General features: G+C 47.3%; 15 protein-coding genes. 8 read left to right on the top strand and 7 right to left on the bottom strand.

The features are described from left to right. Window positions 1–23 precede the first annotated feature (23 nt). On the bottom strand, window positions 24–404 hold the full coding sequence (locus LEPBO_RS0108540; RefSeq protein WP_017287135.1) for a hypothetical protein: 381 nt from the start codon (window positions 402–404) through the stop codon (window positions 24–26). Window positions 405–560: 156 nt separating this feature from the next. Here LEPBO_RS0108540 and LEPBO_RS0108535 point away from each other — a divergent pair, with 156 nt between their 5' ends. Continuing rightward, the gene (locus LEPBO_RS0108535) at window positions 561–1,229 is read left to right on the top strand and encodes an SDR family oxidoreductase (RefSeq protein ID WP_017287134.1); all 669 of its coding nucleotides are present in this window, start codon (window positions 561–563) and stop codon (window positions 1,227–1,229) included. Here LEPBO_RS0108535 and LEPBO_RS0108530 read toward each other — a convergent pair. Then, window positions 1,219–1,647: a hypothetical protein gene (locus tag LEPBO_RS0108530; RefSeq protein ID WP_017287133.1), complete on the bottom strand. Its 429-nt coding sequence runs from the start codon at window positions 1,645–1,647 to the stop codon at window positions 1,219–1,221. The genes LEPBO_RS0108535 and LEPBO_RS0108530 overlap by 11 nt on opposite strands. A gap of 87 nt (window positions 1,648–1,734) precedes the next feature. Between LEPBO_RS0108530 and petN the strand changes: the two genes are divergently transcribed. Together petN and LEPBO_RS43295 are read left to right on the top strand one after the other, a co-directional pair. Beyond that, on the top strand, window positions 1,735–1,824 hold the full coding sequence (gene petN / locus LEPBO_RS40880) for a cytochrome b6-f complex subunit PetN (RefSeq protein WP_071596148.1): 90 nt from the start codon (window positions 1,735–1,737) through the stop codon (window positions 1,822–1,824). A gap of 67 nt (window positions 1,825–1,891) precedes the next feature. Next, complete coding sequence (locus LEPBO_RS43295; protein ID WP_017287132.1) at window positions 1,892–2,041, top strand: hypothetical protein; 150 nt, start codon at window positions 1,892–1,894, stop codon at window positions 2,039–2,041. Between the two features lie 149 nt (window positions 2,042–2,190). Here LEPBO_RS43295 and LEPBO_RS0108520 read toward each other — a convergent pair whose 3' ends face one another. Both LEPBO_RS0108520 and LEPBO_RS0108515 read right to left on the bottom strand, forming a co-directional pair. Continuing rightward, entirely contained in the window at window positions 2,191–3,612 is a 1,422-nt protein-coding gene (locus LEPBO_RS0108520) for an ammonium transporter (protein WP_026148505.1), read from the bottom strand. Window positions 3,613–3,932: 320 nt separating this feature from the next. Next, entirely contained in the window at window positions 3,933–5,501 is a 1,569-nt protein-coding gene (locus LEPBO_RS0108515) for an ammonium transporter (protein ID WP_017287130.1), read from the bottom strand. Between the two features lie 580 nt (window positions 5,502–6,081). On the opposite strand from LEPBO_RS0108515, the gene smpB reads away from it, so the two are divergent. From smpB to LEPBO_RS0108495, 4 genes are all read left to right on the top strand, one after another. Further along, a complete protein-coding gene (gene smpB / locus LEPBO_RS0108510) occupies window positions 6,082–6,552 on the top strand; it encodes an SsrA-binding protein SmpB (RefSeq protein WP_017287129.1) in 471 nt (156 codons plus the stop codon). Between the two features lie 75 nt (window positions 6,553–6,627). Then, window positions 6,628–8,040: a tetratricopeptide repeat protein gene (locus LEPBO_RS0108505; protein WP_017287128.1), complete on the top strand. Its 1,413-nt coding sequence runs from the start codon at window positions 6,628–6,630 to the stop codon at window positions 8,038–8,040. 73 nt (window positions 8,041–8,113) lie between these two features. Beyond that, entirely contained in the window at window positions 8,114–11,086 is a 2,973-nt protein-coding gene (uvrA, locus tag LEPBO_RS0108500) for an excinuclease ABC subunit UvrA (RefSeq protein ID WP_017287127.1), read from the top strand. Continuing rightward, window positions 11,083–11,925 carry an alpha/beta fold hydrolase gene (locus LEPBO_RS0108495; RefSeq protein ID WP_017287126.1) on the top strand — a complete coding sequence of 281 codons (843 nt, stop codon included), beginning with the start codon at window positions 11,083–11,085 and terminating at the stop codon, window positions 11,923–11,925. Before uvrA ends, LEPBO_RS0108495 begins: the two co-directional genes overlap by 4 nt. 54 nt (window positions 11,926–11,979) lie before the next feature. On the opposite strand, the gene LEPBO_RS36500 is transcribed toward LEPBO_RS0108495, so the two are convergent. Further along, on the bottom strand, window positions 11,980–12,300 hold the full coding sequence (locus tag LEPBO_RS36500) for an STAS domain-containing protein (protein ID WP_017287125.1): 321 nt from the start codon (window positions 12,298–12,300) through the stop codon (window positions 11,980–11,982). Between the two features lie 418 nt (window positions 12,301–12,718). Between LEPBO_RS36500 and LEPBO_RS0108485 the strand changes: the two genes are divergently transcribed. Then, the gene (locus LEPBO_RS0108485; RefSeq protein WP_017287124.1) at window positions 12,719–12,925 is read left to right on the top strand and encodes a chlorophyll a/b-binding protein; all 207 of its coding nucleotides are present in this window, start codon (window positions 12,719–12,721) and stop codon (window positions 12,923–12,925) included. Window positions 12,926–13,437: 512 nt separating this feature from the next. Here LEPBO_RS0108485 and LEPBO_RS0108480 read toward each other — a convergent pair. Together LEPBO_RS0108480 and psbD are read right to left on the bottom strand one after the other, a co-directional pair. Continuing rightward, window positions 13,438–15,288 (bottom strand): iron uptake porin, encoded by a 1,851-nt coding sequence (locus tag LEPBO_RS0108480; RefSeq protein ID WP_017287123.1) that lies wholly within the window; start codon window positions 15,286–15,288, stop codon window positions 13,438–13,440. Between the two features lie 747 nt (window positions 15,289–16,035). After that, on the bottom strand, window positions 16,036–17,091 hold the full coding sequence (psbD, locus tag LEPBO_RS0108475; RefSeq protein WP_017287122.1) for a photosystem II D2 protein (photosystem q(a) protein): 1,056 nt from the start codon (window positions 17,089–17,091) through the stop codon (window positions 16,036–16,038). Window positions 17,092–17,231: the final 140 nt, after the last annotated feature.

Genomic DNA, 17,231 nt, shown 5'->3' with positions numbered 1-17,231 from the left:
GAAGCTGAACCCGATTCTCTGGATTAATCTTCAACAACTTGAGCCGCAACTTCAACGGCTTCTACATCGATCGTGCCGGAAGGAGTCATGCGCTTAAATTTCCCATGCTCAACGAGTAACGGCTCTCCACAGCTAGAACATTGCATCTGAGCCTGATTAAATCCAGTCAACTCTGTTCCACACACCGGACAAGCCGACTGGACAATATTCTTTCTCACCCACCACTGGAACACAAAAATCCCGACAATCGGCGCAAGAATCAACAGCCCCAGTACAAAGAAAAACGATTTCACCAACCAGCCCAACCCGACGGCACTCAGCAGTAACGCAAATCCCACGATCGTTAAAATGCGACCAAATCCATTTAGACCGAGTTGTAAGTTATAAAGTTGATTCTGGTTCACGGTGATTTCCTCTGTCTATGCTTCCTCTATTGGAACAGAATTCTTGATAATCTTAGGGACGGCTTTCTCGACTTCAGTGAGGTCTGGTATCCGTATACTTTGGGTTATGCAGGCTTACTCTTAAGCATAAATGATCTCTCTAGAAGGCTAATTAAAATGCTGGAAAGCTTAACGCCCTTTGAAACCGTTCTCGTTGCAGGTGCAAGTCGAGGAGTCGGACGCGAAATTGCTCGAATCTTACAGCCGAATTTTACGGTCAAAGCATTATTGCGATCGAATATTGCTGTTAATGAACTCGAAGTTTTAGGCATTCAACCGATCATGGGCGATGCAATGATTCCAGAACAGTTAGATCTCTCTGGAATCGATGCAGTCATTAGCACGATCGGCGGTCTTCCCGGCGATATCAAACGCGCTGATGATGAAGGCAATCGCAATTTAATTGATGCAGCACGCAAAGCAGGCGTGAAAAAATTCGTCTTAGTCACCTCGATCGGGTGCGGCGATAGTGTGGTTGCCTTACCGCCTCGTGCTCTCGAAGCGCTAGGAGCGGTTCTCGAAGACAAAGAAAAAGCGGAACAACATCTGATCGACAGCGGGCTGACCTATACGATCGTGCGTCCGGGCGGTCTCAAGTCCGAACCCGCAACCGGAACCGGATTTCTCACCGAAGATCCCAAAATCTCTGGCTCAATTCACCGTGCCGATGTCGCAGATCTCGTGTGCAAATGCTTAATCAGCGATCGCGCCAATCAAAAAATTCTCTCGGCGCTCGATCGCAATCAGATGTTTAGTGCAAGTGAAATTGTAGAATTTATCCCTTAAATCGCTGAATCCAGCCAAGGGACATCCCCCAATCAAGCACCAGTCTGGCGATCGCAAACAACAAAACACTTTCAACTGCGTAGCTGACAATGGGGATGACTGCACTTTGATTTGCAATTCCCATTTCCACCTGCGCCAACCCTCGCACTAATCCAAACGCCAGCACCGCCCCAGATTTGAGGTGAGAATTCTCATCTTCACGAATGATGTAGCGGTAAGTCACCCCAAATAAGAACCCTGCAAACAGCGCGATCGCGCCGCTAATCCAGTAGTTCATCGAAACACTGGGATAGCGGCTGACCAAAAAATCATTCAATAACGCAATCAACGGAAAAATCAACGCAACCGAACCTGCCGAAAGCAATCCTGCTTTCAACGACTCGACTCGTTCTTCCCAGCTCAGCTTTAAGTGTTGCATGTCAATCTCTAGATCCCAGTTCCCCAGTCGCTAGCCCGTTTTGCCTTATTATTAGATTTATCATCCTTTGTACCGCCCGTTTTTATCATGGATATTTTGTCACTTGGTTGGGTCGCGCTTTTATCCGTTTTTACCTTCTCGATCGCAATGGTCGTTTGGGGACGCAATGGCTTCTAATGCCTAGTTTCCAGCCCGTGGTCAACACGCTGCGGGCACTGAAAATCTAGAACTTTGAGATCCGATCGTGGAATTTACAGTTTTTAACACACTGGTGCTTGTCGCGTTTGGTCTTCTCATAGCCATCACTGGTGGCGTTGGCTATATCACCATTGCAGATTGGCGCGATCGTCGCCGTCGCGAACAAGAGCAAAAACCAACGAGCAAACGACGCTAACACACCCTCAATTGACTTCAAAGCTCCCAAATCGGGGACAGAGAGGACAAAAGCTGCACACTAGCAAAGCGAGTTGCTACCGCATATCAAAAGGCTCTAGGATTTCAACTCCTAGAGCCTTTTAAGTAAATCATCCCTGTAACCGCATCTTATTCAACTCGAGTCATCATGAACCCTGCGGTAACCTCTTCACCGTAGCCTTCTTCACCATGCTCATGAATATCTACACCCTGAAACTCAGCATCTGGGTGGACTCGCAATCCACCAAAGACTGCGCTCAAGACTTTCAGAATCACGATCGTTCCTAGCGCTGCCAAGACATAAGTGATGGCTACCGCTTCAATCTGCGTCAACACCTGGGTTGCATTCCCTGCCAGCAACCCATCTGCACCAGCCGAGTTGACTGCTTTAGTCGCAAAAATACCAGTTAAGATCGCACCAATTGTTCCACCCACACCATGCACTGGGAATGTATCCAGCGAATCATCAAACTGGAGCTTCGCTTTCAAACTCACAGCAAAGAAGCAAGCCGTTGCAGTGATTGCCCCAATCAGCAAAGCTGCAATGGGAGTCACAAATCCCGCAGCCGGAGTAATTCCAACTAATCCAGCAACTGCGCCTGTGGCAATCCCAACGGCGGTCGGCTTGCCACGTAAGATCCATTCCAAAATCACCCAGACTAAACCTGCTGCTGAGGCAGAAGTTGTCGTTGCCACGAATGCAACTGTCGCTAATGAGCCAGAGGCTAAAGCACTGCCGCCATTAAAGCCAAACCACCCAAACCACAGCAATCCAGCTCCTAACAAAATGTAAGGAACGTTATGCGGTGCAGCAGGCTGATTGGGGTACGTTTTGCGCGGACCTAAGACCCAAGCTGCAACCAGTGCTGACACACCAGAACTGATGTGAACAACGGTTCCGCCTGCAAAGTCCAAAGCACCCAAGCCACCATATAAGCCCAAAAATCCGCCTTTCGCCCAAACCATGTGAGCGAAAATCGGATACAAAATTCCAGACCATAACACAATGAACCAGAAATAAGCTTTGAAGCTAATCCGTTCAACGATCGCACCCGAAATCAAAGCAGGCGTGATAATGGCAAACATCGCCTGATAAATCATGAACGTTTGGTGCGGGATCGTTCCGGCATAGGAAACAACCGCATCGGGCTGGCTGCCCGCTAGATATCCTGTCGTTTCTAGACCCACGCCGTTCAAGAACAACCACTGTAGCCCGCCGATAAACGGAGTTCCAGGTGCAAACGAAAGACTATAACCCCACAGAATCCAACTGGTTCCAACAATACCCATGAGAATAAAGCTCATCATCATGGTATTGAGAACATTCCGAGACCGAACAAAACCGCCATAGAAAAACGCTAAACCCGGAGTCATCAGCAACACGAGGGCAGCCGAAATCAACATAAAGGCTGTATCAGCTTGGCTAGCTGCCTGATCGGCGGCAGCTTTTGCAGCTTCAGCCGTCACAGGCTCAGCAAGAGCAGTACCCATCAACGGAATACTAAACAGCGCGATCGTGGTGAGCGCTGTCCACATGATTTTTTTCAACACTGGCTTCAAACCTTCAACGCCAATAAAGAACTCATCTTCAGACTTCCGTTAGGCTGTAGATACAGAAACCATTGGAAATCCGAATGATTGCTATTGGATTGCACCAAAATTGAAAGGCTCATTCTGTAATTGAAATTACACTTTTGCGATCGAGAAAGCCTTAATCCCAGCAGACCCTAAGTTTCATCACTAGGGAGGATGTTTCTTAAAAGATTATGTGAATTCCTAATAGATTCATCGGACTTAACAAAGTGCAAAAAGAGCGCTCTCCAAATTGGAGAGCGCTCTTCGCAGAATCTTAGATTAGACCTTTCAAGTCATTAATACTTGGTCGGTTCAGACGAACTGCTGGGGTAGCTACTAGAAGAGCCAAAAGCACTTTCCTTAGCAAATCCTGCATAAGCTTCCATACCGTGCTCGCTGATATCCAAACCTTCCAGTTCTTCTTCAGAGGTCACACGGATACCCAAAGTAGACTTCAGCAAAATCCAGAAGATGCTGGAAACCAAGACTGTGAAGCCACCTACTGATAAGACTCCAACCAGCTGATACCAAAACTGCTCAATACCGCCACCAAACAGCAATCCAGCTTTGGGAGCAGGAGTTGCACCAAAAGCATCAGCTTGGCTGAATAATCCGAGCGCCAGCGTTCCCCAGACACCGTTCACTAAGTGAACTGCGATCGCACCTACTGGGTCATCAATTTTCAACTTATCAAAGAACCCGACGGCGAAGACAACTAAGATACCGCCAATCGCACCGATGATCGCAGAAGAAGGAACGCTAATCCAAGCACAGGGTGCTGTAACAGCGACTAATCCAGCCAGCAGACCATTGATGGTCATGGTCAAGTCAGGCTTGCCTAAAATTGCCCATGCAACTACCGTTGCCGCGATCGCACCAAATGCGCCACCTGTGTTCGTCGTCAAAGCAATATGAGCAATCAAAGAGCCATTGCCAATGCCCATAGTCGAACCAGGGTTAAATCCGAACCAGCCCAACCAAAGAATCAAAGCACCCAAGGTTGCAATACTGAGATTGTGAGGCGGAATCGCATTTGCAGAACCATCTGCATTGTATTTGCCAATTCTTGCCCCGAGGAAAGCAGCTCCCATCAGAGCTGCCCAACCCCCAACCGAGTGTACGACCGTCGAACCTGCAAAATCATAGAATCCAAGCGTTGCTAGCCAGCCACCGCCCCAGATCCAGTGACCTGTAATGGGGTAAGCAATCCCAACCAACAGTAAGCTAAACAGCAAGAAGTCGATAAATTTGATCCGCTCAGCAACTGCACCCGAAACAATCGTGGCTGCGGTTCCAGCAAACACCAACTGGAAGAAGAACTTTGCTGCGAGCGGCACACCTGCCCAACTGATTGCTGAGAAAATTCCTTGGTAAGCATCGCCTGTAGCAGGGCTGTTGTCTGCACCTGTGAGGAAGAATCCACCGCTTGCGCCGAGCCAACCATTGCCGTTGCTGAACATTAAGCCAAACCCGATCGCCCAATACGCAGCGGTAGAGAGCGCAAACACGATCAAGTTTTTCGCCAGGATGTTGACTGCATTTTTCTGTCGGCACATCCCAGTTTCGAGCATGCCGAAGCCTGCGTTCATAAAGAACACAAGGAATCCTGCAACCATGACCCACATGGTATCAAGACCCACTTTCAGATCTGTGGTTGTAGTCGAAACGCTTTCAAGCGTAGGCGGAGTTTGGGCAACAGCCGCATAGCTCCAAAGTCCAACGATCGCGACTGTGATCGGAATTGACATTTGCCAACCGAGAGACAACTTACTCACTGTTCTGAGCAGTGCTTCCCAGGATTTAAGCAAGGCAGGCTTCCGCTTGCGAACTTGCGATTTTTGCTTCAACGATGCTCTTAACACCATGACACGAACATTCCTAATGTAAATAAACCAATGCGAAGTTGACCTGCTGGCATGAGAGCGTTACACCATTCCAGCAAGTAAGAGTTGTCTTGCAGTCGGGCAATGCAATTCCTGAATCCCGAAACCCTCCACTACTTGGCAATCAGTGCCACGATCGAGGACGAGTTAGGTCTCTATGATTCAGCTGCCACAAGGTCGGTACGTCGTTTGAGGTACTGAAATATACGACGAAGTGGGGGCATGTCACATAGCTAAAGAAACAGAATCTTTAGATGAGATGAAGTCAAATTTCGTTGATTGAGTCATGTGATTCTGTATCTCAGATTACAAATGCTCAATTCTAGAGAGAGATTCCCAGAGAAAAATAGGGGGATTGATTATTTCTCAATTCAACATCGAGTTTTATCTATGAATAAAAGATCTCATTCAAACTAAGATTTGCTTTTTTCGAGACTATCTTATATAGTACTTGTGTATTAATTTCGTCTCCTTGAGTAATTCGCCTTTTTACCTGACCGTTGCGTGAGGAAGGGGGCGATTTTTTTCGCTACAAGCCCCCTAACTGAGCTAAAGTGATGCTATGAGCGAGAAAAGTAGCGACGGATTCAAAATTGTTAGCGATAATCGTCAGGCGAGGTTTCAGTACGAGATTCTGGAGACCTACGAGACGGGAATCGAGCTTGCGGGAACCGAGGTGAAGTCCATTCGCGCCGGTCGAGTGAACTTACGCGACGGTTTCGCGCTCGTTCGCAATCAAGAAGTTTTTCTCCACAATGTCCATATTTCGCCACATAAAACTGCAAGTCAGGTCTTTAATCACGATCCAACCCGAACTCGGAAGCTCCTCCTCAGACGCGATGAAATTCGCAAACTTGTGGGCAAAGTTGAGCAGCAAGGGCTGACCCTTGTACCGTTGAAGATGTATTTGAAGCGAGGCTGGGTCAAGGTAGATTTGGCGTTAGTGCGCGGCAAAAAGTTGTACGACAAACGCGAAGATTCAAAACGCCGGGATGATCAACGAGATATGCAGCGAGCCATGAAAAATCGTTAGGAGTGATCGATTCTTTCTTGAACGCAGAAAAATCGAATCGGGAATAATAGCCGTACTACCATTCTGGCTGCGTTTATGCTACCGTCTCCTGACTCGCACTCTTCTCTAGATGCTTCAGTCTTAACTTGGCTGGAGCGAGGAGATGAATTGTTTCAACTTCAGCGCTACCGAGAAGCGATCGCTGCTTATGATAAAGCGATCGAGTTTCAGGCAGGCTACACCGCTTGGTTCAGGCGGGGAATTGCCTGTGAAAATTTGCAGCGATTTGATGAAGCACTCGTTTGCTACAAAAAAGTGATTGAGCTGCAGCCAGATGATTATTTAGCATGGTTTAAGCAGGGTGCCGCTTGTGAAAATCTCAACCAGCCAAAAGAAGCATTAGCTTGCTATGAAAAAGTGATTCAACTGCAGCCAGAAAACTATTGGGCTTGGCACGATAAGGGAAAAGTCCTAGAAACTCTGAAACGCTTTGAAGAAGCAGTAGCAGCCTATGATCGAGCAGTTCAATTGAAGCCCAATTTTCAATTGGCGGTCGAGAGTCGGCGGCGGATTTTGGTGCAGCTTCAGCGCGTTGATTCTCTCTACGATCTGCCGTTCGATGAGCCAGCGGCCAATAGCGCATCCGAGATTGCAGAACATTCCTCGGATTGCCTCACGCAAGGAATGGCGCTGGAAACACAAGGGCAATTTGAAGCAGCGCTTGCTGCTTACGATCAAGCAGTCGCTTTGCAACCGAACGACCATCTCGCTTGGTTTAAGCGAGGCAATGTTTTACAGCATTTACAGCGGTTTGAAGAAGCGATCGTTAGCTACAACAAAGTGGTTGAACTTCAGCCTGAGAATTATTGGGGATGGCACGATCGCGCAAAAGCGCTAGAAGCCACGGCTCAATATGAAGAAGCCTTATTTTCTTATATCCGAGCGATTCAGCTGCGGGGAGATTGGCAAGCTGCGATCGCAGGTCGTCAAAGAGTTTTAGATCGATTGAATTCAGGAGATCAGCCTGAGCAACCAGCTCAACCCGCCAATGATTACGGAACTTGGTTCCAGAAAGGTCAGATTCTAGAAAAGCTTCAACATCATGCAGAAGCAGCGGTTGCTTTCAATAAGGCAGTGCGCTTGAATCCAAAAGACCCAGAAGTTCTGCGCTGGCGAGGCAATGTCCTTTATGCGTTATCGCGATATGAAGAAGCGATCGCGTCTTATGACCAAGCGATCCAGCTTCAGCCAGAGAATGCCGACTTATGGTGCTGTTCTGCAAGTTCGTTAATTAAACTGCGCCGATTTCGAGAAGCGATCGCGTGTTTTGACAAAGCTCTACAACTTCAACCTTCGCATCACGGGGCTTGGTACTGGCGGGGGCGAGTCATGGCAGAGCTAAAACGGTTTCGGGATGCGTTGTATTCCTATAATCAGGCAATTAAGTACAATCCAAATTTTCGGCCTGCCATTCGCGATCGAGCGAAATTGCAGAAGGAATTCAACTAAACCTCAGTACAAATCAACTTGATCGGTGGGTGAGAGCGATAGAATCATGAAGGACTATTTCTTCGCCCTCCGAATGCCTAAGCGTGTCAGCAAACCCAAAAGCTCCGATGCTCCGGTCTTAAGTCCTGATTTAGGAGCCGAAATCGAATCGAACGGCTCGAAAAAACAGCCTGCTCAGAAAGCTCAAAAAGTTGTTTCACTGAATTCCATTCGGATTCGAGGCGCAAGACAACACAATTTAAAAAATGTCGATCTCGATCTGCCGCGCGATCGATTAATCGTGTTTACCGGAGTTTCAGGCTCAGGCAAGTCTTCTCTGGCATTCGACACCATCTTCGCAGAAGGTCAACGCCGCTATGTCGAATCGCTCAGCGCTTATGCACGACAATTTCTCGGACAAGTCGATAAGCCAGATGTCGATGCGATCGAAGGATTAAGTCCAGCGATTTCGATTGATCAAAAATCGACCTCTCATAATCCTCGGTCAACCGTCGGCACGGTCACAGAAATCTACGACTATATGCGGCTTCTCTATGGTCGCGCGGGGATGCCGCATTGTCCAATTTGCGATCGCTCGATTACTCCCCAGACGATCGATCAAATGGTCGATCGCGTCATGGAATTGCCCGACCGGACTCGGTTCCAAATTCTTGCCCCTGTGGTGCGTGGGAAGAAAGGCACTCACCGCAAATTAATCTCAGGACTTGCCGCAGAAGGATTTGTGCGGGTGCGCGTCGATGGCGAAGTGCGAGAGTTGAGTGATTCCATCGAATTGGATAAAAATCAATTGCACACGATCGAAATTGTCGTCGATCGATTAATCAAAAAAGACGACATGCAAGAACGGTTGAGCGATTCCTTGACCACTTGCTTAAAGCGATCGAACGGAATCGCCATTATTGATTTGATGCGCGAAGCAGACTCAGAAGATCAGCCTTCAGAACTCGTATTCTCAGAAAATTTCGCTTGTCCAGAACATGGTGCAGTGATGGAAGAGCTTTCTCCGCGCCTGTTTTCGTTCAACTCGCCGTATGGAGCATGTCCGAATTGTCATGGAATTGGCAGCCATCGCACCTTTTCGCCTGACTTGATCATTCCAAATCCAAATCTTCCGGTTTATGCCTCGATCGCGCCTTGGTCAGATAAGGACAACACTTACTATCTTTCGCTGATTTGCAGTGTTGCCGAGGCATACGGATTCGATATTCAAACCCCTTGGAATCAACTGAGCGCCGAGCAGCAACACATCATGCTCTACGGTTCTAAAGACCCGATTTGGATCGAAGTCGATTCGCGATACCAGGAGAATAAAGGCTATCACCGTCGATATGAAGGAGCGATTCCTCTGCTCGATCGACAATATCGCGAAGCCAGTTCTGATCTGTACAAGCAGAAACTCGAGCAGTATTTAGTCGATCAACCTTGTGATGTCTGTCATGGCAAACGATTAAAGCCAGAAGCGCTCGCTGTTCGCTTAGGGCAGTATCACATTCAAGATTTCACAGGGGTTTCGATTCGAGATTGTCTTGATCGCGTCGAGAATTTAGAACTGAGCGATCGACAAGCTCAGATCGGGGATCTCGTGCTGCGAGAAATTCGATCCCGCTTGCAGTTTCTCCTCGATGTTGGACTCGATTATTTAACACTCGATCGCACCGCCATGACGCTTTCGGGTGGAGAAGCTCAACGGATTCGACTGGCGACTCAAATCGGTGCAGGATTGACCGGAGTGCTATATGTCCTAGACGAGCCAAGTATCGGGCTGCATCAACGGGATAATACTCGCTTGCTCAACACCCTGACGAAACTTCGCGATTTGGGCAATACCTTAATCGTGGTCGAACACGATGAAGAAACGATTCGGGCAGCAGACCATTTGGTAGACATTGGACCGGGTGCAGGCGTGCATGGAGGACGGGTGATTGCTCAAGGCGATCTCGATACACTGCTGAATGCCGAAGAATCGCTGACTGGAGCCTATCTGTCTCGACGACGGGCGATTCAAACGCCAGCAGAACGGCGATCGGGAAATGGGAGAGCGATTACACTTGGCGCTGCCCAACGCAACAACCTCAAAAATATTGATGTCGAAATTCCACTAGGTAAACTAGTTTGCGTCACGGGTGTATCCGGGTCTGGAAAATCAACCTTGATTAATGAATTGCTCTATCCTGCAATTCAGCATCATTTTGGGCATAAGGTTCCGCAGCCGAAGGAAATGAAGCCTGTCAAAGGTTTAGATGCGCTTGATAAAGCGATCGTCATTGATCAATCTCCAATCGGACGCACACCTCGATCCAATCCAGCCACTTATACTGGCGTTTTCGACTGCATTCGCGAAGTCTTCTCTGAAACAATCGAAGCCAAAGCTAGAGGCTACAAAGCGGGGCAATTTTCTTTCAACGTCAAAGGTGGACGATGCGAGGCTTGTAGCGGTCAGGGTGTAAATGTCATCGAGATGAACTTCTTACCTGACGTGTATGTGCAATGCGATGTCTGTAAAGGCGCACGGTATAACCGTGAAACGTTGCAGGTGAAATTTAAAGGCAAGTCGATCGCAGATGTCTTAAACATGACTGTCGAAGAAGCCGCCGACTTCTTTCAAAATATTCCCCAAGCGGCAAATCGTCTGCAAACGTTAGTTGATGTTGGATTAGGATACATGCGGTTAGGTCAAACCGCTCCAACTCTCTCTGGAGGAGAAGCCCAGCGTGTGAAATTAGCCACTGAGCTATCTCGACGTGCAACCGGAAAGACGCTGTATTTAATTGATGAACCGACAACAGGCTTGTCCTTCTACGACGTTCACAAACTCTTAGATGTGATTCAACGCTTGGTAGATAAAGGCAATTCTGTGTTAGTCATCGAGCACAATTTAGATGTAATTCGCTGCTCGGATTGGTTAATTGACTTAGGCCCTGAAGGCGGCGATCGCGGCGGCGAAATTGTTGCAGTCGGTACTCCGGAGGATGTCGTCAAGCATCCTAAATCCTATACAGGTCAATATCTTAAACAAGTTCTAGAACAATATCCTGCTGGATCATGAAACACGATCGCATCAATACGAACGGGATCAATCTCCATTACGTCTCTGAAGGCGAGGGCAATCTCATGCTGTTTCTGCATGGATTTCCTGAATGTTGGTATTCCTGGCGCAAACAACTTCCAGAGTTTGCTAAAGATCATCACGCTGTTGCCCTGGATCTTCGAGGCTATAACGAGAGCGATAAACCCAGCGAGTCTAGCGCTTACAAAATGCCTGAATTAGTCGCAGATGTAAAAGGTGCGATTGAAGGATTGGGATACCAGCGCTGTACGCTGGTTGGACACGATTGGGGAGGCGCGATCGCTTGGAATTTCGCGTATGAGTATCCGGAGATGCTCGATCGCCTAATCATCCTCAATCTTCCTCATCCTGCTAAGTTTTCTCAAGGTCTACGCACACCACAGCAGTTATTAAAAAGCTGGTATGTCTTCCTTTTTCAAATTCCCTACTTGCCGGAATTTCTCATTCAATTTGATGACTACAAACTCTTAGAAACAGCCTTAAAAGGAATGGCAGTTAATCAAGAGGTTTTCTCTGCTGAAGACATCAATTTCTACAAAGATGCGTTTGCAAAACGGGGTGCTGCGACTGCGGCTATTAACTATTACCGCAACATTTTTCAAGCGGGTATCCTTGAGAAAAAATGGGGGATTTTAGAAGTCCCGACCTTGATGATCTGGGGAGAAAAAGATATCGCTTTAGGAAAAGAATTAACTTACGGAACAGAGGAATATGTTCGTAATTTGCAGATTCGATATATTCCAAATTGCAGCCACTGGGTACAGCAAGAACAGCCGAATTTAGTCAATCAATATATTCGAGAATTTATCGGCTTATAAATAAAAACTCAGGGGCTTAGTAAGCCCCTGAGTTTTTAAAGTTTCAGCTTCGATCTAAACGATCGCAAATTCAGCTTCTTCCGTAGAATGTTCGATAATTTCAAAAACTTTATCCATGCCTGTCAGTTCCAGCAGCATCTTAATCTGATCATTGATCGACTGCAAGAACATGGTCTTGCCTTCCTCACGCGCCTGTTTGAAAACAATGACGAGCGCCATCAGACCGGGACTGCTCATGAATTTAACGTTGGTAAAATCAACGAGCAGAACAGTTGCATCTGACTGAATCGCATCATCTGCTTGCTGATGAAAGTGAGCGATCGCCGCTTCATCCAACGTTTCCGGGAACTGAATAGTTCGAGTTAATAATTCCATGCCCCACAACCCAAATGCTAAACGATAATAAGTAGAAAACTCTAGCTCAATAGATGCTAGGCAGAAGCGAAACCGCTACGAAAGTTCTGTTAATTAACTTGTTGTAATGTAGCGTTTGCTTTCCACTGTAGCCTCTATCTCAGGATGTAGCTAAAGATTCCTTGCACCATGCCTATTTCAGGATCAGAATCACAGTTCTACTTTAAGTTAGTTGAAGCAACACTGCCGTATTGATGAATACGTTTTTCAAATCTCAGTTATTGCACTCATTTATGGAAAAGACAGCACAAATCTTTTGCAGTTCAAAGATTAGTACAACCTCTATCTAAAGAAGGAGTAACAGCTTGTTTCTACAGATAGACAGCGACAAACCAAGACCACAATACCATGTCAGGTATGAAGCGTTTGGAACCTAATTATGCAAACCCCCCAGACTGATGCACAGACTGATTTACTTCTCTCTACTGCTTACAATGGCAAAGACCGCAATGCCTTCCTATTCGGCTGGACACCCCAAGCTGAGCTATGGAATGGTCGCTTTGCAATGATTGGATTTCTTGCTTATCTGCTTTGGGATTTAGCAGGTTATAGTGTGGCTCGCGATGTTCTACACTTAATCGGTTAGTGTCTGTCTAAAGTTAATAATTACTATTAGCGTGAAGAGAAATTATGTCTCTCTTCACGCTATTTTTTGCAGCAAATCGCTGCAATATTCCTAATAAGAATTTCAGCGATCTTAGCTATTAATTTGACGATTGCTTTACTGACATCAGTGAGTGTCTCATATTCATCTTCTAGCCATTCTTCTAAAGGCGATCGCAGTTCTTCATCAATCCCATTTCCTCCTGCATGCTTAATGATATATTCTTTGCTTCTGCAGGATAATCAATGCCTTTCAAATATTTTTTGAACTCCAATCAAATTAGTCTTTACTGTGACAGTTTCTCCAGTTCAGTATCAAAATAGGAGAGCTGAACATATCACTAAATCTTCATTCTTTGATATGAGTTCTACCGTTGCATAGAGATAAGACAAAAACCCTGCCAAATTGACAGGGTTTAGATAATGAGGCTTATCAAGCGATGAAACGCTTTAAAGGGTTGATCGCCAAAATATTTCAGCGATCGCTTCACAAAACTAGAACGTGAAGGTTGTTCTCAAGGTTCCGATAACAACATCATCGTTTGCATCGTTCTGACCAGGATTCACAACCCAGATCACACCAGGAGTGATCGAGATGTTGTCGGTCAATTGGTACTTGTAGAAACCTTCAAAGTGCAGCGGAACATCGTTCGATGCACCACCACTAGGGTTACCCATGTAAGGCTCAGCACCTGCGACGAAACCTAACAAGTTGCCCTTCTTACCAAAGTCAGGGAATGCAACACCCAAACCATAAGTCCAAATGTCTTTCTTACCTTGTCCATCATCTACAAAGTTTGCGTTGATGTAGGAGAAGAAGCCATTGATAACAACTTGAGGGCTGAGCTTGAACGCAACCGACGCACCATAAGCGTTAACTTGGGAAGAACCTGTCCCAAGAGTGTTGCGGTTAGCCAAAGCAGTACCAGAAGAAGCAACTGCCGAACCACCGTCGAAGATTGCTCCACGACGATAAGCGTTTACATAGGTCAGACCAATTTGCAACGCTTCGCTTGGGCTAAAGGTCAATTGACCCAAAGCACTGTAGCTACCATTGAACAAACCATTTTTATCAGAAGGGTTGTTCGCACCGAAAGTCAACTGAGTGCCAGTGGAGTTATCAGCCAAGTAGCCTAAGCTAACCTGGAAGCGATTGTTGAGGTTGTAGTTTGCACCAATCCCTGCACCGCCACCAATCAAGTAGATCGGGTTGCGCTGCGCGAAGATGGAGAGCGGACCTGTACCACCATCAGCCGCATCCAATGCAGGGCTGACAGTCGGAGCATAGTCATAGTGCAGACCACTAACGGCTGGAATATAGAATTTCAGGTTTTCGCCAACCGGGAAGTAGTAAGCCACCCAGTCGATCAAACCAGAGTTACCGCCAGTGTTACCAAAATTGAAGGTTTGAATACCTTCAGCACCGCTACCTGCGGGAAGGTTGAAGAGACCTGCGTTACCAGCTGCAATCCGGGTAACGAGCAAGTCTTTTCCGGTAAAGCTGGTGTTCAGAGCTAAACGAACCCGGTTCTGGAATACGGTATTGTTTCCGTTAGTTCCATCCACACCAAACTCATCAGTCAGAGCGAAGACCACTTCCCCTGCCAGTTTGGTGGTGGTAGAGAATTGTTGTTTCTCTAAGGTCGAAGTCCGAGCTTCTAAGGAGTCAACGCGACCACGCAGAGTTGCGAGTTCAGCTGCGAATTCCTCTTGCAGTTTTTGCAAGGTTGCGAGGTCTTCTTTCTTAACCAAGTCAGCGGTTGCTGCTGCGATCAACTCGTTAACGCGATCGAGACAAGCGTTCAAACCAGCCGCAAACTCATAACGAGTCAGTGCGCGGTTTCCACGATAAGTCCGGTCAGGATAACCTGCGATACAACCATAGCGCTCAACCAAGGATTGCAGTGCTTGGAATGCCCAGTCGGTGGGTCTAACATCAGACAATTGGGACACCGAGGTGACTTGTCCAGCACTATTTGCGGTTCTGCCTTCGCGGCTGTAGCGGTTGATTTGCTCTAAAGAATCAACACTAGGAGTCGCTTGAGCTTCAGGTGCAGCTTGGGCAACTTTTACAGGCTCAGCAACGACTACAGATTTAGCGGGGCTGAATTCAGCGGATGCTTGTAGTTGGGGCTTAACAGCTTCAGCAGTTTTCTCAGTCGAGAGAGATTTAACTTCTGTCAAAGGCGTAACTGATGCTGTTTGAGTGGTTTGAGTTCCCACTTCCAGAGCAGGCAATCCAGCAACTTCAGTTTTTTGAGCTGCAAATGCCGACGAAGACATCACAAGTGCTGCACCTAAGACAGCGGGACTTGTGAACAAAGAGTTCAATAGAATCTTACGCATTGTGTTTTTTCCTCACACCTTTTTCGTTTTGATAGAGCGACTGGATGAGCCTTCTATACCAAAAGCACTAAATCGGCAAAAAGCGCCCGATTTTTCTCTGCACTTCCATAGTTTACCTGCAATAGCTGAAATGTGACATACGGAAATTGTGCCAATTCTAAAACTGTCAGTATTTCATTACAGGATTCGATGGCAAGACAACGATTTAGGCTCTTTAGGTAGAGTACCCACGGCTAACAGATTGCCTTACTCAAAATTTACCCTCCTCTACCTAAAGAGGTACTTCTTTAGAGCGATCGATAAAGTTTTAATGAAACCAAACTCAATTAGCTTTAAAAAACTATCCGCTCTGGTTGGGGAAAGTGGACGCATCCAACTTTCATAACCAGAGCGGTGTAGCGGGTCTTCAGTTTAGAAACCAGACTGCCGGAAGGAACTCCGAGTTAGTCCAGTAATTGAAAATTGTACGGACAATACATTCAAAAGGTCTGAAATAACTGTTAGAGGACAGCTCCGGCGCACAGCCGACTTACTCTAACCTGACGACCCAAGCGTTTACTACTATCTGGCATGGGCATCACCTCCTACTTCCTAAGTGGGTAAATTTCAAAGGGTTTACAGACTTGGAATTCGTCGAATCCCTTCATCTGTAATTGAATGTAGCACACCCTTTCGGGATCGTGTCAAGCAATTAAAAAAGCTCCTACCAAAGTGGTAGAAGCCAGGAAAATCAGAAGATTTTGTCCCTTACAGAGCGTTACCGCGAGGCAATACTTCTTCGGGGAATACAAAGTGTTCATGAGGCTGATCCTGAGATGCCATCCATGCCCGGATGCCCTCATTCAGCAGAATGTTCTTGGTGTAGAACGTCTCGAATTCTGGGTCTTCAGCAGCCCGAAGCTCTTGCGACACGAAGTCATACGCCCGCAAGTTCAGCGCAATGCCGATGATGCCCACCGACGCCATCCACAACCCGGTCACGGGCACAAACAGCATGAAGAAGTGCAACCAGCGCTTGTTGCTGAACGCAATCCCAAAAATCTGCGACCAGAAGCGGTTCGCCGTCACCATCGAATACGTTTCTTCTGCTTGGGTCGGGTTGAACGCCCGGAACGTGCTAGAGCCTTCGCCGTCTTCAAACAGCGTGTTCTCTACAGTCGCCCCGTGAATCGCACACAGCAGCGCACCCCCGAGAATCCCCGCTACGCCCATCATGTGGAACGGATTCAAGGTGAAGTTGTGGAACCCTTGCACAAACAAGATGAAGCGGAAGATGGCAGCTACCCCAAACGAGGGAGCAAAGAACCAGGACGATTGTCCCAAGGGGTACATCAAGAACACCGACACGAACACGGCAATCGGTCCAGTAAACGCGATCGCGTTGTACGGACGGATGCCGACCAACCGAGCAATCTCAAGTTGGCGCAGGCAGAAGCCAATCAGTCCGAAGGCGCCGTGCAGGGCAACAAATGTCCACAGACCGCCGAGTTGACACCAGCGGGTGAAGTCGCCTTGGGCTTCGGGTCCCCACAGCAACAGCAAGGAGTGTCCTAAGCTGTCAGCGGGGGTGGAGACTGCGACGGTGAGGAAGTTACAGCCTTCGAGGTACGAGGACGCGAGTCCGTGGGTGTACCACGAGGAAACGAAGGTGGTTCCGGTCATCCATCCGCCGAGTGCCAGGAAGGCACAGGGGAAGAGCAGGATGCCCGACCAACCGACGAAGACGAATCTGTCGCGTTTGAGCCAGTCATCAAGAGCGTCAAAGACTCCTCTCTGCGGCGCGCGACCTACTGCGATGGTCATTATTAAAACTCCAGATAAGTATGGAATGAAAAACTGAACGCTGCTGCATCAAGAATTATGAGCAGAATTTACTTTTCGTTACCTATGCTCTTGATTATAGGAAGACTTCTCTAGAAATTTCCAGTATTTTCTTAATAAAT

It is taken from the genome of Leptolyngbya boryana PCC 6306 (assembly GCF_000353285.1).
Taxonomy (GTDB): Bacteria; Cyanobacteriota; Cyanobacteriia; order Leptolyngbyales; family Leptolyngbyaceae; genus Leptolyngbya; species Leptolyngbya boryana.
The sequence above is the reverse complement of the archived record's forward strand: the minus strand, read 5'-3'. Positions and strand labels throughout refer to the sequence as shown.